Source organism: Pseudomonas sp. S49 (assembly GCF_009866785.1).
In the GTDB taxonomy this organism is placed as follows: Bacteria; Pseudomonadota; Gammaproteobacteria; order Pseudomonadales; family Pseudomonadaceae; genus Aquipseudomonas.
The window spans coordinates 3369664-3391960 of record NZ_CP019432.1; the positions used below are offsets into that span (position 1 = coordinate 3369664).

General features: G+C 58.7%; 20 protein-coding genes and 2 pseudogenes. 9 read left to right on the forward strand and 13 right to left on the reverse strand.

Features of this window, described 5'->3' with window-relative positions; genetic code table 11:
- Position 1 precedes the first annotated feature (1 nt).
- The 4 genes from PspS49_RS14850 to PspS49_RS14865 form a co-directional block, all read right to left on the reverse strand.
- Entirely contained in the window at positions 2–1354 is a 1353-nt protein-coding gene (locus PspS49_RS14850; protein WP_160039975.1) for a cytochrome c, read from the reverse strand.
- Positions 1355–1371: 17 nt separating this feature from the next.
- Complete coding sequence (locus tag PspS49_RS14855) at positions 1372–3624, reverse strand: molybdopterin cofactor-binding domain-containing protein (protein ID WP_160039977.1); 2253 nt, start codon at positions 3622–3624, stop codon at positions 1372–1374.
- Positions 3624–4079, reverse strand: coding sequence for a (2Fe-2S)-binding protein (locus PspS49_RS14860; RefSeq protein WP_116030274.1), 456 nt, complete (start codon positions 4077–4079; stop codon positions 3624–3626). The genes PspS49_RS14855 and PspS49_RS14860 overlap by 1 nt, the downstream gene beginning before the upstream one ends.
- A gap of 87 nt (positions 4080–4166) precedes the next feature.
- Positions 4167–5084 (reverse strand): AraC family transcriptional regulator, encoded by a 918-nt coding sequence (locus PspS49_RS14865; RefSeq protein ID WP_160039979.1) that lies wholly within the window; start codon positions 5082–5084, stop codon positions 4167–4169.
- A gap of 229 nt (positions 5085–5313) precedes the next feature.
- Here PspS49_RS14865 and PspS49_RS14870 point away from each other — a divergent pair, with 229 nt between their 5' ends.
- Positions 5314–6558 carry an MFS transporter gene (locus PspS49_RS14870; protein WP_150751431.1) on the forward strand — a complete coding sequence of 415 codons (1245 nt, stop codon included), beginning with the start codon at positions 5314–5316 and terminating at the stop codon, positions 6556–6558.
- A gap of 16 nt (positions 6559–6574) precedes the next feature.
- Here PspS49_RS14870 and PspS49_RS14875 read toward each other — a convergent pair whose 3' ends face one another.
- Positions 6575–7036 (reverse strand): hypothetical protein, encoded by a 462-nt coding sequence (locus PspS49_RS14875; RefSeq protein WP_150751430.1) that lies wholly within the window; start codon positions 7034–7036, stop codon positions 6575–6577.
- Between the two features lie 163 nt (positions 7037–7199).
- On the opposite strand from PspS49_RS14875, the pseudogene PspS49_RS29845 reads away from it, so the two are divergent.
- A pseudogene (locus tag PspS49_RS29845) lies at positions 7200–7355 on the forward strand (kinase); the annotation flags it as partial.
- A 92-nt stretch (positions 7356–7447) separates the two neighbouring features.
- Here PspS49_RS29845 and PspS49_RS14880 read toward each other — a convergent pair.
- The gene (locus PspS49_RS14880) at positions 7448–8083 is read right to left on the reverse strand and encodes a hypothetical protein (protein ID WP_150751429.1); all 636 of its coding nucleotides are present in this window, start codon (positions 8081–8083) and stop codon (positions 7448–7450) included.
- 169 nt (positions 8084–8252) lie between these two features.
- Between PspS49_RS14880 and PspS49_RS29850 the strand changes: the two are divergent.
- A pseudogene (locus tag PspS49_RS29850) lies at positions 8253–8453 on the forward strand (MFS transporter); the annotation flags it as partial.
- A gap of 111 nt (positions 8454–8564) precedes the next feature.
- Here PspS49_RS29850 and PspS49_RS14890 read toward each other — a convergent pair.
- Positions 8565–9818 (reverse strand): MFS transporter, encoded by a 1254-nt coding sequence (locus PspS49_RS14890; RefSeq protein ID WP_160039981.1) that lies wholly within the window; start codon positions 9816–9818, stop codon positions 8565–8567.
- A 429-nt stretch (positions 9819–10247) separates the two neighbouring features.
- Here PspS49_RS14890 and PspS49_RS14895 point away from each other — a divergent pair, with 429 nt between their 5' ends.
- Positions 10248–10703, forward strand: a complete 456-nt coding sequence (locus tag PspS49_RS14895; RefSeq protein WP_160039983.1) for a hypothetical protein — start codon at positions 10248–10250, stop codon at positions 10701–10703.
- 90 nt (positions 10704–10793) lie between these two features.
- Here the strand turns inward: PspS49_RS14895 and PspS49_RS14900 are convergent, their stop codons facing one another.
- From PspS49_RS14900 to PspS49_RS14925, 6 genes are all read right to left on the reverse strand, one after another.
- A complete protein-coding gene (locus PspS49_RS14900) occupies positions 10794–11297 on the reverse strand; it encodes a cupin domain-containing protein (RefSeq protein WP_160039985.1) in 504 nt (167 codons plus the stop codon).
- A complete protein-coding gene (locus PspS49_RS14905) occupies positions 11297–11815 on the reverse strand; it encodes a GNAT family N-acetyltransferase (RefSeq protein ID WP_160040017.1) in 519 nt (172 codons plus the stop codon). The genes PspS49_RS14900 and PspS49_RS14905 overlap by 1 nt, the downstream gene beginning before the upstream one ends.
- Before the next feature lie 96 nt (positions 11816–11911).
- Positions 11912–12133 carry a hypothetical protein gene (locus tag PspS49_RS14910; protein WP_160040019.1) on the reverse strand — a complete coding sequence of 74 codons (222 nt, stop codon included), beginning with the start codon at positions 12131–12133 and terminating at the stop codon, positions 11912–11914.
- Positions 12134–12204: 71 nt separating this feature from the next.
- Positions 12205–12591, reverse strand: coding sequence for a cupin domain-containing protein (locus tag PspS49_RS14915; RefSeq protein ID WP_127927582.1), 387 nt, complete (start codon positions 12589–12591; stop codon positions 12205–12207).
- A 72-nt stretch (positions 12592–12663) separates the two neighbouring features.
- Complete coding sequence (locus PspS49_RS14920) at positions 12664–13488, reverse strand: AraC family transcriptional regulator (RefSeq protein ID WP_127927584.1); 825 nt, start codon at positions 13486–13488, stop codon at positions 12664–12666.
- Positions 13489–13624: 136 nt separating this feature from the next.
- Complete coding sequence (locus PspS49_RS14925; protein WP_160040021.1) at positions 13625–14530, reverse strand: LysR family transcriptional regulator; 906 nt, start codon at positions 14528–14530, stop codon at positions 13625–13627.
- A gap of 94 nt (positions 14531–14624) precedes the next feature.
- On the opposite strand from PspS49_RS14925, the gene PspS49_RS14930 reads away from it, so the two are divergent.
- The 5 genes from PspS49_RS14930 (at position 14625) to PspS49_RS14950 (ending at position 22281) form a co-directional block, all read left to right on the forward strand.
- Entirely contained in the window at positions 14625–15791 is a 1167-nt protein-coding gene (locus PspS49_RS14930) for an MFS transporter (RefSeq protein ID WP_160040023.1), read from the forward strand.
- 58 nt (positions 15792–15849) lie between these two features.
- Positions 15850–16476 carry a TetR/AcrR family transcriptional regulator gene (locus tag PspS49_RS14935; protein ID WP_160040025.1) on the forward strand — a complete coding sequence of 209 codons (627 nt, stop codon included), beginning with the start codon at positions 15850–15852 and terminating at the stop codon, positions 16474–16476.
- A 201-nt stretch (positions 16477–16677) separates the two neighbouring features.
- Entirely contained in the window at positions 16678–17949 is a 1272-nt protein-coding gene (locus PspS49_RS14940) for an outer membrane protein transport protein (protein WP_160040027.1), read from the forward strand.
- A gap of 136 nt (positions 17950–18085) precedes the next feature.
- A complete protein-coding gene (locus tag PspS49_RS14945; protein WP_160040029.1) occupies positions 18086–19195 on the forward strand; it encodes an efflux RND transporter periplasmic adaptor subunit in 1110 nt (369 codons plus the stop codon).
- Positions 19192–22281 carry an efflux RND transporter permease subunit gene (locus PspS49_RS14950; protein ID WP_160040031.1) on the forward strand — a complete coding sequence of 1030 codons (3090 nt, stop codon included), beginning with the start codon at positions 19192–19194 and terminating at the stop codon, positions 22279–22281. Before PspS49_RS14945 ends, PspS49_RS14950 begins: the two co-directional genes overlap by 4 nt.
- Positions 22282–22297: the final 16 nt, after the last annotated feature.

The window sequence follows — 22297 nt, forward strand, 5'->3', positions numbered from 1 at the left end:
CTTAGCGCATCTGCAGAATGATCGGGCTGCTGCTGGCCGGATCAGTGTGTTCACGCAGTTTGCCCACCGCCTGCGCATCGACCGCTGTGCTCTGATTGCCCCAGGTGCTGCGCATGAACGTCAGCACTTCGGCGATCTGCTGATCCGACAACTGCTCACGGAAGGCCGGCATGCGATAGGCATCCGGCACGCCAGCCGCGACGACACGCTGCGAACCATTGAGGGTGATGTTGATCGCCGAAGCGCTTTCCTTGGCCAGTGCCGAGGTGGCGCCGGCCAGCGGCGGCATCCATTCAGGTTGACCCTTGCCGTCGAGACCGTGACAGGAAGCACAGCGCGCCACGTAGGTATGCGCACCGGGCGAATCCAGACGTTGCGCTGCCGAAACCGCTTGATACTGCCACGGCGCGCCATCCCGTTCACGATCCCCGGGAAGTGACTTCAGGTAGTGGGCAATCGCGGTCAAATCATCATCGCTCATGAACTGCGTGGAGTTGTTGAACGCCTCAGTCATCGAGCCGTAGACCACCGCGTGTTTATTGCGACCGGTCTTGAGGAACTGCACGATTTCCGGCTCGCTCCAACGGCCCAGCCCGGTGTTGTGATCATCGCGCAGGCTCGGTGCGTACCAGCCATCGAGCAAGGCGCCGGCGAGGTACGGCTTACCGGAGTCATCCAGTGCCTTCTCGTTGAACGCCAGGCCGCGCGGCGTGTGGCAACTGCCGCAGTGTCCGGCGCCCTGAACGAGGTAAGCACCACGGTTCCACTGTTCATCCTGCGACGGTTTGGGCGCATACGGTTCGGCATCGACAAACACACCGTTCCACAGCGCAATCGGCCAGCGCAGGTTCAGCGGAAACGGAATCGCACTGGGGATGTTCGCCTGTTTCACCGGCGCCACGCCTTTCATGAAGAACGCATACAACGCACGCACATCATCGTCACTGAGCTTGGCGTAGGACGGGTAGGGCATCGCCGGGTACAAACGGCGACTGTCGGGCGCCACGCCGTGGCGCACCGCCCGGTCAAAATCCGCCAGGCTGTAGTGGCCGATGCCGGTTTCCGTGTCCGGGGTGATATTGGTCGCATGGATTGAGCCCAGCGGTGTGGCCATTTCCAGGCCACCAGCGAATGGCGCGCCTCCTGGCACGCTGTGACAGGCCACGCAATCGCTGAGCCGGGCGACGTATTCGCCACGGGCGACCAGTGCCGGGTCGATGTCGGCCACGGCGATCTGATGAGTTTCAAGGCGCGAGACAGGCTCACGGGTGACATACCAGGCCAGCAGGCCTGCCGCGACCAGGCACGGCACTGCCAGCCAGCCAGCGGTTCTTGCGAATCGGCTGTTATTCATGGACGCTCCGGCGCTGATCAAGTGAAGGTGTGTCGGCTCATCGGCAGGCTGCGCACCCGCTGACCGGTTAGCCTTGCCACCGCGTTAGCGACGGCGGGCGCGACCGCTGGCAACGGCGGTTCACCGATGCCACCCATTTTTTCGCCACTCTCGACCACACGCACGTGTACCCGAGCCATCCGCGCAGGCGGCAGGATCTGATACAAGTCGTAGTTGCGCGCCCGGGGTTTGCCATCAATCCACACGGCTTCTTCCACCAGGGTTTGCGACAGTCCCAACGCCACAGCGCCGTTGACCTGCGCTTCGACAATCGCCGGGTTGACGATGCTGCCCGGGTCAATCGCCTGCCAGATGTCGTGCACCTTGACCTGACCGTTCTCGATGGACACCTCGGCGATCACCGCCGTCTCCGTACCGAACGGCGAAGCCATGGCCACACCGCGCGCACGTTTGCTGCCATCCTCGGCGGTAAACGGCCCGCGCTTCCAGCCGCCCGACAGTTCAGCCACCGCTTGCAGCAGGGTGGTCAGGCGTTTGTTGTCACGCAGCAGATGCAGACGCAGGTCGAACGGGTCTTTGCCACCCTTGTCGGCGAGCTCATCGAGGAACGATTCATAGAAGAAGTCGTTGAGGGAGTTGCCCACCGAACGCCAGTAACCGAGCATGGCCGGGCCTTTGACGTAGATCTGCGCGATGCGTTTGTTGGGGATCGCATAGGTTTTGCCTGACAACCCTTCAAGCGCTGTGGGGTCGAGTTTTTCACCCTGTTTGCCGGCGAGGGCTTCGGTCGGGCCTTCGGTGGCACTGATCGCTTCGATTGCCAGCGGCCAGCCGTCGTTGTCCAGCGCGGCACGGAAGTTCACCGCAGCAACGGGGCGGAGCACGTCACGCAGGAACTCTTCTTCGCGGCTCCAGATCAGTTTGACCGGACGGCCAACCGCTTTCGCCAGCGCGATTGCCTGAGGGTAGGGACTGGCCGAGTCGTAGAGGAAATGCCGGCCGAAGAACCCGCCTAGCAGCGGCGAATGCAAGGTGATGCGCGACGGATCCAGCCCTGTGCGTTTGGCAATGTCGGCACGGAACATGTCCGGCGCCTGATTCGGCAACCAGACTTCCAGCGTACCGTCCGGGTTGAATCGGGCCAGTGCCGAAGGCGGCTCCAGTTGTCCATGGTTCAGGTATTGGTTGTGGTAAGTGGCGTCGATCCGGGTCTTGGTTTCCTTGAGAATCGCAGCCACGTCGCCTTCGTTTTCATCATCTTTGGCCGGGCCTTTATCTTCAGCGAGACGCTTGAACCAGGCATCGCTGGAAAAGTCGGCGGGCATCGGCCGCACTTTGCTGTCGGCCGTTGGTTCTTGCCAGTCGACCTGAATTGCCTCGACGGCACGTTTGGCGTGCCACCAGCGCTCGGCAACCACCGCCACGGCACCCGGCAGACGGTGCACGGAATGCACGCCTTTCATTGCCTTGACCTGCTCTTCGTTGCGCAGGTTGCCGACCGTCATGCCCAGGCGCGGGGCATGTTGCACGGCGGCATGGAGCATGTCGTCGACCTTCAGATCGATGCTGTACAGCGCCTTGCCGGTGGACTTGTCGTAGGCATCGAGGCGCTTCACCGGTTTGCCGATCCAGCGGAACTGGCTCGGATCACGCAGTTGCACGGAGGCCGGATCGGGAACCGGCAGATCCATCGCGCGCTCGGCCAGTTCACCGTAAGCCAGCGAGCGGCCCGACTTGGCATGCACGACTTTGCCAGGCTCGGTGCTCAACTCGCTGACTGGCACGCCAAGTTGTTGCGCGCCCGCCTGCAACAGCATGGCGCGGGCAAGGGCGCCGAGGCGGCGCATGACCGGGTAGCTCATGCGCACCGACATACTGCCGCCGGTGATGCGCATGCCGTTTTCCAACACCACATAGGCTTCGCCGGGCGGTGCGGCTTCGACCAGAAAGGTCGACGGATCGGCATCCAGCTCTTCACCGACGATTTGCGCCATCGCCGTGAACGTGCCTTGTCCGCCTTCCATGAACGGGCAGAGCAGACGCACGCGATTGTCTGGACGGATCTCGAGAAACGCCGGCACCTGCGTGCCGCGCTCGGCCGTCGCCGCGGCAACGGCAGCTTGCACGCGTGTCGCACCGAGCGGCAGGCCGAAGCCGAGGACCAGCGCGCCGACGGCGGTACCGGTGAGAAAACGTCTGCGCGAAACATTGATCGGTTCGTGCAGATCCAGTGCCGAGGCTTGCAGTGAAGGGTCGATTCGAACGTTCATCACGCGTCTCCCTTGCCGGCCAGCTCATGCACGGCGGCATGAATGGCGTTGTAGGTACCGCAGCGGCACAGGTTGACCATCGCCGCTTCGATTTGCGCATCACTCGGTTTGGGGTTTTGTTTGAGCAGCGCGGTGGCGGCCATCACCTGCCCGGACTGGCAGTAGCCGCACTGCGCGACCTGCAGATCGACCCAGGTCGCGACCACCCGTTTGCCCACTTCATCGCTTTCGATGGCTTCAATGGTGGTGACCTCGCGGCCAACCACACCGGCCACCGGCGTGACGCAGGAGCGCACCACATTGCCGTCCACCAACACTGAGCAGGCGCCGCATTGCGCCAGACCGCAGCCGTACTTGGTCCCGGTCATGCCCAGATCATCGCGGATCACCCACAGCAAGGGCGTATCGGCGTCGGCATCGACCTGATAGGTCTTCTGGTTGATTCGTAGTTCCATGATTCACCCGCTGATCATCGGTTGACGTGCATTGTTATTTGCGGTGGCACGCGGCGTGGCGCATCACCGTTGAAGCTGGTTGTTCGTTCAGAGCGCTTCTGCCTCGAATGGCTGCCCGCGCAACAGGGCAATGTCACGACTCGGTGCAGTGCCGAACAGGCGGCCATATTCGCGACTGAACTGCGAAGGGCTTTCATAGCCGACCGCAAACGCAGCGCGCGATACGTCGAGGCGCTCGACCAGCATCAGCCGCCGCGCTTCGTTGAGCCGCAGCCATTTCTGGTACTGCAGCGGACTCATGCCGGTGAGCTGACGGAAATGATGGTGAAAGGTCGGCGCACTCATCTGCACCCGCGCGGCCAGATCATCGATGCGCAGGGCATCGGTGTAGTTGACCTTGAGCCAGTCAATCGCCTTGGCGATGCGATAACCCTGACCATCGACGGCCGTGATCTGCCGCAGCCGCGCACCTTGATCGGTGTGGAGTAACCGGTAGTGGATTTCGCGCAAAATCAGCGGCGCCAGCACCGGGATCGCTTCGGGTTCATCGAGCAATGCCAGCAGTCGATCGAGAGCGCCTTCCAGGGCAGACGACATACTGCCAATCGCGGCGCCCGTGCCCGTTGCTGGCTGCCGCTTGGCCGGCAGGCCGCTCTTGGTGATGACCTCGGCGAGCATGCTGACATCCAGTTTCAGCACGAGGCCGACACAGGGCTGCTGGGGACTGGCAAGCATCACTTCGGAGTTGGCGGGCAGGTCCAGTGAAGTGACCAGAAACCGTGACGGGTCATAGCTGTAGCCCTCACCACCGACCCACAAGCGCTTTTCGCCGCGACCCACGAGAATCAGGCTGGGTTCGATCATGCACACCATGGGCGGCGCCGGTTGGTCGCGACGAAACAGCGACAAGCCGGGTATGGCCGTGGCGAAGTCACCCGGTGCGTTCACGCGCGGGTCAATGTGCAACGCCAAAGGCGATTGCTGAGCCAGAGGGGTAGGGATCATGTCGGGTCACTCCTGTTGACCGAACTCTAATCCGCGCGCGAGACGTTTCCTATCCATCACCCTGCATCGCCAGAGGATCAGGCAAGCATTCAAGAGGAATGCGCTAGGGAAGGGCCGGATTGACCGGGAGAATGTGTCTATCTGTTACAGGGGCAGTGCCCGAATGGGCTTCACGCTGCTTGCCCCTGCGCATCACATCCACAGGTTTTTCGCACCACAGGTAGTTCCCATGACGTTTCCTTCTACAGATCCTTCTAAAAGAACAGGCGGCTGGAGCGCCGTGCTGGCCATGTCGTTGGCCGCATTCGCTTTGGTCGCTTCAGAGTTCATGCCCGTCAGTCTACTGACGCCGATTGCGGCCGACCTGCACATCACCGAAGGCCAGGCCGGGCAGGGGATTTCCGTGTCCGGTGCCTTCGCCTTGATCACCAGCCTGCTGATTGCCTCGGTCGCTGCTCGCGTCGAACGCAAGAAATTACTGCTGGGCCTGACCTTGCTGATGATCGTCTCCGGTACGGTCGTCGCGGTCGCGCCAGGCTACCCGTCATTCATGTTCGGACGTGCGTTGATCGGGATCGCGATCGGCGGTTTCTGGTCATTGTCGGCAGCGACTGCGATGCGTCTGGTGAAGCCTGAACAGGTTTCGCGAGCGCTGGCCATCGTCAATGGCGGTAACGCTCTCGCCACGGTAATCGCGGCTCCAGCGGGGAGTTTTCTTGGCTCGTTGATCGGCTGGCGCGGGGCATTCTTCTGTGTGGTTCCGGTCGCGGTGCTTGCCGCCGTGTGGCTGCTGATCAGCCTCCCATCCTTCAAGGCTGAGCGCCAGGCCGGAAGCGGCAACGTTCTGCGGTTGATGAAGCAGTTGCCAGTGGCCTTGGGCATGGTCGCCGTCAGTGTCTTTTTCATGGGCCAATTCATGTTGTTCACCTACCTGCGTCCCTTTCTTGAAGGCGTGACGGGCGTCAGTGTCTCAACGTTGTCCTTGATGCTGCTGGGGTTGGGACTGGCCGGTTTTATCGGTACCTTTCTAATTGAAAGGTTTATGGGCCGCGGCCTCTACCGCACGTTGACCGTCATCCCGCTGATCATGGCGGCCATCGCGCTGGCGTTGGTCAGCTTCGGCAAATCACCGCTGCTGACCGCCGTGTTGCTCGGCCTCTGGGGACTGGTTGCCACGGCCGCGCCGGTCGGCTGGTGGACATGGCTGGCGCAGACGCTGCCGGATGATGCGGAGGCCGGAGGTGGCTTGCTCGTCGCCATTGTCCAACTGGCGATCGCCGGTGGCGCGATCATTGGCGGTCTGGCCTTCGATCTGAGCGGTTACAAAGCCACATTCGAGCTTAGCGCCGCTGTCTTGGTTGTCGCGTCAGTGCTGGCCTGGTTGGCGGGGCGCAATGCCACTGAAGTTCATCTTGTCGAACCGGCAGCTCATTCGAACGCTGTTTCCGGCGAAGCTGAGTCCCGATTTGTCTGATCAAGCAGGAAGCTGCTCAGTGCGCCAATGACGGTTGGGTCGCGACCGAGACAGTGAAGATCACAACAAACAGCACGACGACTGCCCAGAACATCACCATGACTGTCAGCATGACCACCTTAAGGCCTTGATAAAGCCTGCGCAGCCAATGGCCTTCGGGTTTTGCTTCTGCGCGGGTTCTGAGTAGGCCTTTCAAATAAAAGCCGAGCAGCGCCAATAGCCCGCCATCTATCGCCAGCGCAGGCAGGCCGGCTATGGGGAAGATGCTTTCCCACCGATAGAAAGAAGACCGGCTCAGAAAGACCACATAACAAGTCAGACCGCCGTAGGGCAGTGCTCTCCACCATTTGCCAGCCAGCGCGCCGACCATCAGGCACATGATCACCATGAACGGGCTGAGGAGAATATGGAGCATCCACTCCAGTACGTTGAGGAAGTAGTCCGGGGAATGGATGCTGCGCCAGAGGTGTTCCAACATTGATCGGGTTCCTGCCTGCTATGAAGTAAGTGCTGCTGCGGTGCTTCCGTGCTGCTGCACGGTATCGGCGTGTTTTTGGGTTACATAAGGGTTGTTGTGTAAATCAGGGGCTTTAGGGGCGTGCGGACTACGCCGGAGCATGCCCGGGCGGGGGAGGAATTCAAGGGTAGACACCAGGAAGGTTGATATTACCGGCCTGACGCCACCCACCTGGCAGTCTGTATTGGCTCATGAATATGAGCCGTGGGATAACGCTCCGTTTTATATAGACACAGCCTTGACGTCTCGCTGCTTTCGAACAATATCGATCATTGGTTAGGCTCTGCGCCTTTCCTGCTATTTCAACCTGTATCTAGACTGATAACATCTAGTGGGTAAAAAGGCGTGAAAGGCCCAAGGCAATATTCCACCTTATCCAAAGTATTGCTGAACAATTGCCAAACCTCTTAGTTGTGACAATGCGCCAATGCAAGCAGTATGAGTGGCTTGATTCGGATAGCCGTGCTCCCACCATATTCGCCAAGTAATGCCTTCACTCGATCGAATGACGGCAGCTAGCTTATTGGCGCAACCCGCCGGAAGCAGCAGATCACCGTTTGCAGTGGGCAATATCCAATTTGAGGATGCTGAGGCGCACGGGATTTTGGAAATAAAAATATCAATCTTACTTGCAGCGCCATATTCATCAAACATTTGAGGGAGCTTCCTCAGAAACAGTTCTTCCGCATGGCCGCCACCTTGTTGCGGATTCTCGATGACCCTTAGAGTGCCGAGCACAGGTTGGCTACCCTGTATGAAAGGGCCTCGCAAACGGTCGGCAGGCTGAATTCTTCGCTGCTGTTTCATACCTGCCAATGTGACGAGCGCAACGCCTCCAATCCCTGTCTTTATTGGGTTGTCTCTATACCCCATACTTCCGAATGTGCATATTGTTCCGTCGTCATCATCAAATCTTGATATTAAGTAAACATAGCCGGGACTCTGTCTCGCAAGCACGTCAAGTGATCGCTTGTGACGAATGAACTCAGAGCTTTCTACCAATGTCATGAGCACCTCCTTGTGAAACGTAAAATTCCAAACCTGACCTCAATCAACGCCAGTTTAGTAGATTTTCAAGCGACCGTTTTTGACCGATTACTGCCTCTTGTGGTCGGCTGAAAACAGCCCTTGTCCAACGATGGGATGAAACAGAAAGCGATCCTGCTTTATTACTCGCCTCTGGGGACTGGTTCCCACCGCCGCGCCGATCGGCTGGTGGACATGGCTGGCGCAAACGCTTCCGGATGATGCTGCGCAGGCCGGAGGCGGCTTGCTGGTGGCGATTGTCCAAGTGGCGATCGCGGGAGGCGCAATCATTGGTGACCTGGCTTTTGATCTGAGTGGCTACAAATCTACATTCGGGCTTAGCGCCGCGGTGTAGGTCGCCGCGTCGGTGCTTGCCTGATTGGCGGGGCTCAATGCCACGGAAGCTCAGGAAGGGGAGTCTGATGCTCACTTTGAGTTGACCGAGTAACGTTTCAACCGCATTTCATGGACTCAAGATCGCCGCAAGTTCCGGATGGTTTTTTGCGTAATACAGCTCTGACTCAGCGTCATCTTCCAGGAAGTGCCATATCTTTTTTGATCGCATGGAATACATGACGATAATCAGAAATACCCCGAGATAAAGCCACATCAAACTGTTTGCGCCGGATCTGGACATGATGGCGCCCGTCATCATGAATGAAACCGAGCTGCCTAGCTGACTGATCACTAATGTGGAGGCCATCAGTCGTACGCGTACGCCGGAGGGGATCGACATGAGCCTCTTGTCCATTCCGACCATAGCAATGCAAGCACTCGCCGCCCCGGCGAAAAACAGACAAGTACTCAACTGCCAGATTTCGTCGGCTTGCGTCGCTGCACAGAGTGCAAACGTTAATAGGGCCCAACATCCAAGATACTTGTTGCGCTGATTTTCCTTTTTGCTAATCAGCGGGCTTAAGAAGAACAAACCTGCAACAGCCCCACCCGCGAACAGCGCATTGAACAGGCCAACGCTACCTTCAGCTAAACCGCGAGTGTGTATGAGCGCTGGAACCAACATCGGTACCGTCGCTGTTACGGCAAAACCCAGTAGCAACCCTGAAAAAGTCAAAAATTGTTCTGCCGGTAGAGCGCATTTGAGTTTAAGCCCCAAAAGCATGTCATTAACGTGATCGGCTGATGATTTTCTGCGTAGCAGGGCAGGGGCTGCACTCACCGGTAGCATCATGGCGAACGCCACGATGACTAATCCCACGATTGACGCAAATAGCAGCGAGATTTCCAGTGAAGAAACCGTAATAACAATACCCGCCAACAAGGGCCCCGCAACCCTGCCGACAGTAACGACGATGCGCCGGACGCGAAATGCCGCGTCCGCACGATATTTATCAACGGTTTCCGCAGGATAGATACCCAACAGAGGCTGGATCATTCCAAATGCTGATGCCGCGATCACATCGATCAGTATCAGCGCATCAAGCGAATACCAGTTTGCGGCAAAAAAGTATCGCAATACGCTGGCCATCAAGATCGCAAAACAGCCTACCTTGAGCGCCGTACTGCGGCGCATCGACTCAACACGCGGCGCCAGGCACAACATTGAAATGATCGCCGCGAGCGCGAGCGCTGTTTCGTAGGCCGCCAGCTCCAGCAGGCTTCCTCGCTGCACGATGATCAGCGGTAGCGTGGTATTCCAGCAGCCGAGGTAGATCCAGAGTAACAAGTCCAGGCAAAGATACTTTCGAAATGTACTCAATTCGTGGGTTCCTTGCTCCGCACCTTGTCAACTCAATAAAACAAAGGTGCAGTGAGGGTTCAGATTGCGTGATATCAAAAGCTCTTACCGTCGACAATGAAAAAATTACTCTGTAAATCAGCTGATTGCTGGTCAGTTAAGGTTTGGCTGGATGGCTCTGTCAAACTATTTTTTTTGCGCACCATTTTGGTAAATAACCAAGGATCCGTGACGACTTTGTTCTTTGAAGTTCAGCCAGGCGAGCATCAAAAAGAGGCACCTATAAAAGTGTTGCGCACATGCAGAGTGCGAAAGGATGGCGTGAATTGACACATGACTTCGCGAGGTTGCCCTTCAGCACGGGTTAAATCTGGCGATAACCTGTTCGGCGACTCAAGCGTTTTCTCACCGGATGTTCCCGCCAGCCCTCTATCGTTGAATGGACTTCCCATGCATCACCGCATCCATGCCGCTTACCATCAAGCAAAATTCAGTCGTAGCCGTTGTGCCTGGCTATTTATCGACAACGTACCTATCGAACAGTGGCTGAACAGTCATCTCGAATACCCCGATCAGGACCTCAACGGTCTTTCATTGATGTGGTTGCTGGACGAGGAAGAAGACGCGCTCGCCAAACGGCGCTTCGCTCCTGCAGAAGACGGGACTTCGACGCCAGTTCCACTGTTGGTCTGCGGCGATGATATGGACTTCGATTGCTTTGTGTTGATGACCGAACAGGTGATTGACGGAGAGACTCTGCATTGGCGTCGTTTTGGGTTGAGCGTGTCCAGCGGCCTGGAAGTCGGTATTACCACTCGATGGGACGTCGAGAATCGGCCGATCAGTTTTTCCCTTGCGGAATTTCGCGAAGCGCTGGAGGACTTTTACAGACTGATGAAAGCCTGAAGGGCTGAGTGAGGTCGGAGTGTCATTCGCGCGCGCCGAGTGTTTCGCAATGCCGGGGGAAACCTGCCCGGGATCGAAAACACGGCGCCCTCATGGTTCGTCGTCCCAATAATCAAGCGTAGCCCCGGGCCGCTGCACAGCGGCGAAGGCGCGCGCTCCATTGATTGTGACCATCGCCTGATATTTGCCGGAGTCCGGGTATTGGCAGACTTCGGGGGTTTCTCGGGTGCCAATGGACAGATACTTCAGCGGTGCATCCGAGGTGTTGATGATCTGATGCGGATATTCGGGGCCGGCCGGAATGAAGATGACGTCGCCGCTTCGGATCGGCAACATTTCACCCGCCACGCGCAGGGTGCCAAACCCTTCCAGGATGACGAACATCTCTTCCTGAGCATAATGAAAGTGGTAGGGACAAGAACGCTTGCCTGGCGCGACGATGTCCACCGACGCACCGAGTTTCTGCGCGACGGTGTCAGTGCCGAGGCGCGCGCCATGGCTCTCGTAAAGAGGGTCGCGGCGCTCGTATTGCAGCGGCACATCATTGAAATTGCGAATCATGCGCGCAGCTAAAGCACAGGGGTCATTGCTCATTAATCACTCCCGAAAGTATCTGTATGGGCATCCCGCCTGTCGCCCAAACGAACGGTATTACTGTTGGCGCGGACATAATAATTATCAAATTCACCGCTTTCGACAAATACGAAACCATGGCGAATATAAAAGCGATTTGAAGCGCTTTCTTTGAGAGCGCCAACTTTAACAGGGCGTCCGATCTCATCCGCCTCTCTGAAAATCCGAGTGAGAACTTCGGTGCCTATCCCTGCTCCTTGAGCGCTAGGTATCACATACAAGTGGTCGAGCAGTAGCTCGCTCTGATGGTCTTTGAGAACGACAAAACCGACCATATCACCTGATACTTCTATGCGGCGCGTGCTGCTAGCGTCGAAACCACTATGAAACCGTTCGCGCGCGCGATCAGGATCAAATCGCCCAAGCCGCTCTAGGCTTTCGCGCATGGCCTCAATCCGAATGGCTATCAGATCTTCTAGATCGCAGTTTGAAGCACGGCGTAAAACGACAGCAGATTTTTGGTCAGGGAAAGGTGACATAACAAGCGCTCCAGGCATGGCCGGTGACTCATTATAGAGAGCGTGAGTGGCATAACCAGTCACGCCGGCCCATGCCCGCAACCAGAACGTACTGTCTCAGCCATACATGTACAAAAGGTCGTCGATCAGCTCTAGGTCCTGCTGCGTGAACTGGACCTTGTTGTACCGTCTAATGTCCTCAAGCACACCCCTGATCGGAACTTGCCGCGAAGGATCCTGAACAATTTCGATCAGACGGTCGTAATCGGGATCTCTTCCCTTGAGGTGTTTTTCAATCAGTTCTTTGAGCGCTACGCGCGCCACTGGATCGGATAGCACTGTCACTTATCCCGCAAGATCGTGAATTCATCTTCCAACTCAGCGCAGACATCGCACAGGATGGTGCTGGATTATATCCAGACGTCGTTCAAGGCCGTTCTTTCACCATCTTCATGCCCGGTATTCAAAATACCTCGTGGCTCGATCATCATCAGTTTTGTTTCACCTTTAGCAGCCGTCCGATGTTCAACACCACGGGGTACTACATACAGTTCACCCGGGCTCACATAGACGCAGCCATCCGGCAGGTCGATGCGCAAGGTGCCCTCCAGGACAAGAAATGCTTCGTCGGTCTCAGGATGTGAGTGCCAGATGAATTCGCCTTCGATTCGCACAACCTTGAACTGGTAGTCATTCATCTCTGCAACAACCCTGGGACTCCATTGCTGTTCGATGAGCGACGCTTTACGTGCCAGGTTTACAGGAACTGATGATTGTTGATGACGGAGCTTTGACATGACGGATCCTCTTTGGTCGAAGTCGTCATCCTATAGAGCATGGAGCAGGGCGCTCTTGTACGATCCTGCAAGTCAGCGCGCGGCCCGCAATCGTTCCAGCCAGCGCATGGGCGGAACTCCGTAGCAGCGGCTGAAGTGTCGCGTCATATGACTTTGATCGTGGAAACCCGCGACGAGGGCCGCATCCACCAAGGTGAAACCTTCAAGCACCAATGCGCGGAACCGATCCAGACGGCGCAGGGTGACAAATCGGTAAGGGCTCGTACCGTAAAGTGTTCTGAAGTCGCGTGACAGGCTCCAGCGTTCGCGCCCACTGGCATGTTCCAGCATCTCCAGCGAAATGCATGTGTGCAGATGTTCCAGGATGAATGCTCTGGCGCGCTCGGCTGCGCGGTAATCCAGACGCTTGCGCCCGCGCGGCTTGCCGCCGACCGCACGCAACGCCATCGCCAGGTCATACAGCGCGTCCTGTTCCTCCAGTATTTCCAGTGGATGATCCACCGCTTGCACGAATGCTTCACTGGCCTGGAACAGACGCGGATCGCTCGACAGTCCCCCTGCGATAAAGGGCAAGGGTTCCCCACCCAGAACGTTCTGGATCAATGACGGATCAACGTAGGCCATTCGATAACGAAAGCCTGCGTCAGTGCCGGCCATGCCATCGTGGAGTTCGTCGGGGTGAAGCACGAGCGTGTTGCCGGGAACACCGTGGCGCAGCGAGCCTGCGTAGTGAAAGCTCTGAACGCCCGCCAACGTACGGCCGATCGAGTAGGTGTCGTGTCGATGAGGATCGTAGCCGTGGCTGCCGAACCACGCTTCGATACGCTCGATGCCCCCAGGCTGAACACTGCGGATGACCCAGTCGGCGGTGCCGGCTTGGCCATTTTTTTGATCCATGAATGTGTACCTTCCCGATTCTGCGCGTTGGTGGTGAAGATTTGTCTGTCGGAAATATACAAGTGAGGGTATTTAGATGTCTGTTCCTGACCTAAAGCGGTCTTTAACGACGGCCATCAACTTCACGAGTATCAGCTTATACCTGCGCTGACATCCGGTGATGCTCCAGCAAGAAGTCGACGAACAATCGCACCCGCGCCGGCATTGCCGGGCCACCGACGAATACCGCATGAATCGGTTCCTGATCCCCCGGGTTCCAGTCTTGCAACAGCGCAATCAGGTCGCCGCGCTGCAGATCCTCGCTCACGCTGAACTCTCCGATACGTGCAATGCCGGCGCCCATTCGCGCGAGTTGTGCCAGCGCTTCACCACTGCTGCATTCGATGTTGCCGCTGACCTTCAGGGAAAACGCTTTGCCATCACGGATGAATGGCCAGTTGGGTTCGGCACGCCGGAAGTTGAAGCGCAGGCAGTTGTGCTGCAACAGGTCCTCCGGTTCCTGGGGGATGCCGTGGCGCTGCAGATACTCGGGCGATGCCACTACTACCTGGCCGGTAGTGCCGATCCTGCGTGCGGTCAGCGGGCTGTCGGGCAGATGGCCGAAGCGCACCGCGACGTCGGCCTGTCCGCCAAGAATGTCGACCACTTCGTCGCCGAGGGTGAGGTCGACGACGATGTTCGGGTAACGGGCGCTGAAAGCTGCGACCAAGGGAACGATGGCCAGACGGCCGTGGCCAAGGGCGGCACTGACGCGCAATCGCCCTCTGGGCACGCCTTGGTCGGCGATGGCTTCTTCGACCTCGTCCATGTCGGCGAGGATACGCCGGGCGCCGCGCAGGAACGCTTCGCCCTCGGCCGTGAAGGTGATCGCCCGGGTGGTGCGCAGCAGCAAGCGAGTGCCAAGCCGTTGCTCGGTGCGCGCAATGATCCGGCTGACTGCCGAGGGTGTCAGGCCCAGCGCACGCGCGGCCGCCGAGAGGCTGCCTTCCTGCGCGACGGTGGTGAACACGCTCATTTCACCTGACCTGCCGTTGAAATCCACTTGTGCCTCCTACGCAAAGGTGATTGCCAAAAATGCTATCTACCGCCTGAAAAGACGGGATCGTAGCATTGGCGGCATAGATAAGGAGTTTTCCATGCGTATCAATCCACCACTTGTTGCACTCGCCATCGGTGCCTTCGGCATCGGCGTTACAGAATTCGCCCCCATGGGCATGTTGCCGGGGATCGCTGCGGATCTGGGCGTTTCCATTCCCGCTGCCGGTTTGCTGGTCAGTGCTTATGCGCTGGGCGTATTGCTCGGCGCACCGCTGATGACTCTGACCACCGGCAAGATTCCCCGGCGCTATCTGCTGATCGGGCTCATGGCGATTTTCACCCTCGGTAATCTGATGTCGGCCCTGGCCACCGATTACTACAGCCTCATGGTTGCCAGGGTCGTGACCTCGCTGAACCACGGTGCCTTCTTTGGCGTTGGTTCCGTCGTCGCCGCCACCCTGGTCGCCCCGGAAAAACGTGCTGGGGCGGTTGCGGCGATGTTCATGGGCCTGACTCTGGCGACCATCGGCGGTGTGCCGCTGGCCGCCTGGTTTGGCGAAATGTTTGGTTGGCGCACGGCTTTCTGGGGGATTACCGGCCTGGGCGTGGTGACCATGGCCGCGTTGTGGTTCGCTCTGCCTAATGTGCGGGCGCCGCAAAGCGTCGGTGTCATGGCAGAAATCCGGGTGTTGGGGCGCGGCCCGGTACTGGCCGCGCTGGCCCTGACCGTGGTCGGCTCGAGTGCGATGTTCACCGTCTTCACCTACATCGCGCCGATCCTCAGCAGCGAGACCCATGCGTCCACCGCCTTCATCACCGCCATGCTGATGCTTTACGGTGTCGGTTTGACGCTGGGCAACATGTGGGGCGGCAAGGCCGCTGACCGCTCAATCGATCGCACCCTGATCGTCTCGCTGAGCGTGCTGATTGTCGTATTGTTGGCGTTCACCGTACTGATGCGCTGGCCGCTGCCGGCCGCCGTGGCCATCCTGATCTGGGGTATCGCCAGCTTCGCCCTCGTGCCGCCGCTGCAGATGCGTGTCATGGAAGCGGCGAAGGACGCGCCCAATCTGGCCTCGGCGGTGAACATCGGCGCCTTCAACTTCGGCAATGCGATTGGCGCAGCGCTGGGCGGCGCGGTGATCAGCAGCGGGCTGGGTTATCCGGCGATCTCCCTGGCCGGCGCGGCAATGGCGGGCCTGGGGCTGCTGATGGTGTTGGGGTTTGCGTGGCGTTCCAGAACGGTTGAAGCCGCGGTGGTGTGACACGTTCAACAATGCTCGGCGAGTTGTCAGTCATTCATAGGGTGAGTAAGCTGCGCCCATGAATCAGCCATCCGTATCTACCTCCTCGCCGAGCACTCGCGGCCCCGCCGAACACGACATTCGTGACCAGATTGTCGCCGCGGCCAACGAGCATTTCAGCCAATACGGCTACGGTAAAACCACGGTTTCCGACCTGGCCAAGGCCATCGGTTTTTCCAAGGCGTACATCTATAAGTTCTTTGATTCCAAGCAGGCAATTGGCGAGGCCATTTGCGCCAACTGTCTTGGGCAAATCGCTGCGGCAGTCGAACAAGCGGTTAATACCGAAGCGATTTCAGCCACCGAGCGTTTGCGCAGGTTGGTGAAAACCGTGATCGCTACGGGTGTGGATCTGTTTTTCAACGATCGCAAGCTCTACGACATCGCGGCGTTTTCCGCTTCGGAGCGCTGGAACAGTGCCCAGGTGTATGAAGCGCAGATCAAGGGCTTTATCCTCGATATCGTGCGCCATGGTCGAGAAGCGGGGGAGTTTGAGCGCAAGACGCCGCTGGACGAGACCGTCGAGGCGATCAATCTGGCGCTGCGACCTTTCGTCAACCCGCTGCTGTTGCAACACAATCTGGATTTGATCGAGCAAGCGCCCACGCTGACGACCAACCTCATCCTGCGCAGCCTCATGCCTTGACCCATCGCTGGGCAAGGTTTTCAGGCGATTCCAGTCAGACGACATCCCCCCTCATTACGTTTCCTGCCCACCGGCACATAAGTGCCGGGAGGGCGTTGAATTTAGCTTGTCGTGACCATTGACTGATTCGGTCACATGGATAATATGGCTTCGCTGTAGTGCTCGATGTTCTATTCCAGTGATCTCCATAGAGTCCCGATAATGAAAAAAACAATGCTCAAGAGCCCCATGGGCCTGGCCGTCGTGCTTGCGTCTTCCAATGTGTTCGCCGGTGGCTTTGCACTCAACGAACAAAGCATCAGCGGGATGGGCTCCGGTTTTGCCGGGCGCTCTTCATCAGCCGAAGACGCCAGTACGATCTACGGCAACCCGGCGGGCATGGCGCGGATTAAACGAGAGCAGGTCAGCGTGGGCGCGGCGACGCTGTTCGCCAAGTCGGATATCAGCCGGACGCGCAGTACGTTCGGCGGCAATGAAGACGGCGACATGGTGCCAACGACCACCGTGCCCATGGGGTATTACGTCAAACCGATTGATGACCACTGGGCATTCGGCGTCGGATTTTATGTGCCGTTCGGGCTGATCACCGACTACGGCAGTGGTTTTGCCGGACGCTATTACGCCAACAAGAGTGAAGTCACCACGCTGACTTTCCAGCCGACCATCAGCTACGCCTTTAACGAAAAAGTCTCGATCGGCTTCGGTCCGACCATTAACCGTATCAGCGGCGAGATATCCGGCATGGTGCCCAATCCACTCAGCCCGGGGCGTAATGACGGCAAGCTGAAAAGCACGGGTGATGATACCGCGCTGGGCTTCAACGCCGGTGTGCTGGTGCAGGCGACAGACCAGACCCGCCTGGGGCTGACCTATCACTCCAAAGTCAGTTACCACCTGGATGCGAAAACCAAGGTCACCGATGGCATCTTCAGCGTGCTGGGCGTGAGCGGTCGCAGCTATGACGCGTCGCTGGACGTGGACACGCCGGAGTCGGTGGACGTTTCGGTTACGCATCAATTCAATAACGACTGGACGCTTTATGTCGGCAGTACCTGGACGCGCTGGAGCCGCTTCAAGGAGCTGACGATCGAGAACAGTGGCTTGCCGCCGTTGCTGAGTGGCCAGTTGGGGACGATTAGCGAAGAGCAGAACTGGCACGACACCTGGGCTCACGCGATCGGTGCGGCCTATCAACTGAATAACCAATGGGTGCTTCGTGCCGGTTTTTCGGTTGATCAGTCACCGGCCAACAACACCAATCGAGGGCCGCGCATTCCGACGGGCGACCGCAAGGTGCTCAGCTTCGGTGCCGGCTGGACGCCGGTGGAAAATGTCACGATCGACCTGGCTTATTCCTACCTTTGGGAGGAGAGCGTCGAGGTTAACGACACCTCGGCATCGAGAGGTGCCTACAGTGCCAGATACAAGAACAGTGCGAGCGGGCTTGGGACTTCTGTGAGCTACCGTTTTTAGTCGGGCCTGTCAGTCGATCCGTAGTCCGATGTTGCTGATGGCCAGGATGCAGTTATTTCTCAGGTTGTGACTATTGACGATATTGGTCACAAGACTGAGAATATGATGATCATCCTATTCCTCAGTAAGGGAATCTATGCGCCGGCTCCGACCTTTCCCCATTGCCGCATGCTTGTTACCTCTTGCCCTGACTGCCTGCGGCGAATCTTCAAGCGTTGCAGATCCCCGTACCCAGGCGCCGCTGGTCAGATCCGCTGCGGTTCAAGCGTCACCCGATGTCGCTCGCTCTTTCACCGGCGTGGTCGCGGCGCGCGTTCAGGGCGACTTGGGTTTTCGCGTGTCGGGCAAAGTGCTCGAACGTCTGGTTGATACGGGGGAGGTCGTCAAGCGGGGTCAGCCGCTGATGCGTCTCGACCCGATCGACCTTGGACTGCAAGCGCGGGCGCAGCAGGCGGCGGTCATAGCTGCTCGCGCCAGCGCCAAACAGACAGCCGACGACGAGGCTCGCTATCGCAAACTGGTCGGCGTTGGCGCCATTTCGGCATCAGCCTACGACCAGTACAGAGCCGCCGCGGAGACTGCAAAGGCGCAGCTCAATGCCGCGCAAGCGCAAGCCGACGTGGCCCTTAATGCGTCGGGTTATGCGCTGCTGGTCGCTGATGCGGACGGCGTGGTGGTGGAAACTCTCGCTGAACCTGGACAAGTCATCAGCCCGGGACAACCGGTGGTGCGATTGGCGCGCGCAGGGCAACGCGAAGCCATCGTGCATCTGCCTGAAACGTTGCGCCCGGCTGCCGGCTCCACCGCGCAAGCCAGCCTTTATGGAGTGAATTCGGCTCCTGTCACGGTTAGTCTCAGGCTGCTTTCGGACTCCGCAGACCGCACAACACGCACATTCGAAGCGCGGTATGTGCTCGAAGGGCCGCTGGCCAATGCGCCAATCGGTGCGACCGTCACCCTCAGCATTGCCGAGGGCGCCACCCAGACACAGGCCTTACAAGTTCCCATCGCTGCTGTTTACGACGCGGGTAAAGGTCCAGGTGTGTGGTTGATCGCCGGAACACCGGCAACAGTGACCTGGCGAGCGGTTCAGGTGCTGGGGTTGAGCGATGATTCGGCCCGCATCGCCGGCGACCTCACTGCCGGTGAGCAGGTTGTAGCGTTGGGCGCACATTTGCTGCGCGATGGCGAAGAGGTGCGATTGCCGCAACAGAGCGAAGCCAGCGTTGCCGGGAGTCGTCCATGAGCCAGGGGCGCTTCAACCTTTCGGCCATCGCCGTGCGCGAGCGGGCAATCACGGTGTTTCTGATTTTTCTGATTGCCGTTGCAGGGACGTTGTCGTTCTTTCAACTGGGACGTGCGGAAGATCCACCGTTTACGGTCAAGCAGCTGACCGTGATTACCGCGTGGCCGGGCGCGACGGCGCAAGAGATGCAGGATCAGGTCGCCGAACCCCTTGAAAAGCGCCTGCAAGAACTCAAGTGGTACGACCGCTCGGAAACCTACACCCGCCCTGGACTGGCGTTCACGATGGTGTCGTTGCTCGATAGCACGCCGCCCTCGCAAGTGCAGGAAGAGTTCTATCAAGCGCGCAAGAAACTCGACGATGAAGCCATCAGGCTGCCGGCCGGTGTGATCGGGCCGATGGTCAACGATGAGTTTTCCGATGTGACCTTCGCGCTGTTCGCCTTGAAAGCCAAAGGTGAGCCGCAGAGCTTGCTGGTGCGTGATGCCGAAGCCATGCGCCAGCGTCTGCTGCACGTGCCGGGGGTGAAGAAGGTCAACATCATCGGTGAGCAAGCCGAGCGCATCTACGTTTCATTTTCCCATGACCGCTTGGCGACCCTCGGCTTGTCGCCGCAGGACATCTTCGCCGCGCTGAACAGTCAGAACGTGCTGACGCCCGCCGGCTCCATCGAAACCAATGGGCCACAGGTGTTTCTGCGTCTCGACGGTGCTTTCGACAAGGTGCAGAAAATTCGCGACACACCGGTCTCCGTGCAGGGCCGCACGCTCAAGCTCTCTGATGTGGCGACGGTTGAACGCGGTTACGAAGATCCGGCGACCTTTGTTGTGCGCAATAACGGCGAAGACGCGCTGCTGCTGGGTGTGGTGATGCGCGAGGGCTGGAACGGTCTCGATCTGGGCAAGGTGCTGGATGCGGAGACCGCGCGGATCAATGCGGAAATGCCATTGGGCATGACCCTCGCCAAAGTCACCGACCAGGCAGTCAATATCGACTCGGCGGTCGGCGAGTTCATGGTCAAATTTTTTGTCGCGCTGCTGGTGGTCATGCTCGTGTGCTTTCTGAGTATGGGCTGGCGAGTAGGCGTGGTGGTCGCCGCCGCAGTGCCGTTGACCCTGGCGATCGTGTTCGTGGTGATGGCCGCCACCGGCAAGAACTTCGATCGGATTACCCTCGGGTCATTGATCCTCGCGCTCGGGCTGTTGGTCGATGACGCGATCATCGCCATTGAAATGATGGTGGTGAAAATGGAGGAGGGCTACGATCGCATCAAAGCGTCCGCGTATGCCTGGAGCCATACGGCGGCACCGATGCTGTCCGGTACGCTGGTGACGGCGATCGGCTTTTTGCCCAACGGTTTTGCCCAGTCCACTGCCGGCGAGTACACCAGCAATATGTTCTGGATTGTCGGCATCGCACTGATCGCTTCCTGGGTCGTTGCGGTGGCGTTCACCCCGTATCTGGGCGTGAAGTTGTTGCCGGACATCAAGAAGGTTGAAGGTGGCCACGCGGCGATCTACAACACGCCGAATTACAACCGTTTCCGCCGGCTGCTGACCGCGGTGATCGCTCGCAAATGGCTGGTGGCAGGCACGGTGGTCACGCTGTTTTTCGTCGCCGTGCCAGGCATGGGCTTGGTGAAGAAACAGTTCTTTCCGACCTCCGATCGCCCCGAGGTGATGATCGAGGTGCAGATGCCCTATGGGACTTCGATCGAGCAGACCAGCGCCGCGGCCGCTAAGGTCGAAGCCTGGTTGCACGAGCAGGATGAGGCGAAAATCGTCACGGCCTATATCGGCCAGGGTGCGCCGCGTTTCTTCCTGGCGATGGCGCCGGAATTACCCGATCCCTCGTTTGCCAAAATCGTGGTGCTGACGGACAGTCAGGAAGCACGCGAAACCCTCAAGTTCCGGCTGCGCGAAGCGGTTGCTGAAGGACTGGCCCCGGAGGCCCGTGTCAGGGCTACGCAAATTGTCTTTGGTCCTTATTCGCCGTTTCCGGTTGCCTACCGGGTGATGGGTCCTGATCCGGCGAAACTACGCGATATCGCCGAGCAAGTCCGCGGCGTGCTGCAAGACAGCCCGATGATGAGAACGGTGAACACTGACTGGGGACCGCTGACCCCGACATTGCATTTCAGTCTCGATCAGGACCGTCTGCAAGCAGTGGGGCTGACCTCGAATGCGGTTGCCCAGCAACTGCAGTTCCTGCTGAGCGGAGTGCCGATTACCGCGGTGCGCGAGGATATTCGGTCTGTCCAGGTTGTTGGGCGTGCCGCTGGCAATATCAGGCTCGACCCGGCGCAAATCAAAGGTTTCACCTTGGTCGGCGCGGCGGGACAACGCATCCCGTTGTCGCAGATCGGCGAGGTCGATGTGCGCATGGAGGATCCGATTCTGCGCCGCCGTGATCGCACGCCAACCATCACCGTGCGGGGCGACATTGCCGAAGGCTTGCAGCCACCGGATGTTTCGAGTGTGATCCTCAAGCAGTTGCAGCCGATCATCGAAACACTGCCTGCCGGTTACCGGATCGAGCAGGCAGGCGCCATCGAGGAATCCGGCAAGGCGGGCAAGGCGATCCTGCCCTTGCTGCCGATCATGATCGCCATGACGTTGCTGATCATCATGGTGCAGGTGCGTTCGATCGCGGCGATGATCATGGTCTTCCTCACCTCGCCATTAGGCTTGATTGGTGTGGTGCCGACGCTGCTGATCTTCAATCAGCCATTTGGCATCAATGCGCTGGTCGGGTTGATTGCGCTGTCGGGGATCCTGATGCGCAATACGCTGATTCTGATCGGGCAGATCCATCACAACACGCTGGAAGGACTGGACCCGTTCCATGCCGTGGTCGAAGCCACTGTGCAACGTGCGCGGCCGGTACTGCTGACGGCGCTGGCGGCCATTTTGGCGTTTATTCCACTGACACACTCGGTGTTCTGGGGCACGCTGGCCTACACCCTGATTGGCGGCACGTTCGTCGGCACCATCATGACGCTGGTGTTCCTGCCGGCGATGTATTCCATCTGGTTCAAGATCCGCCCTGAGCACGAGGTTCAGACCGAAACAGTCAAACTGGCGTAGTGACAACGCCTGCAAT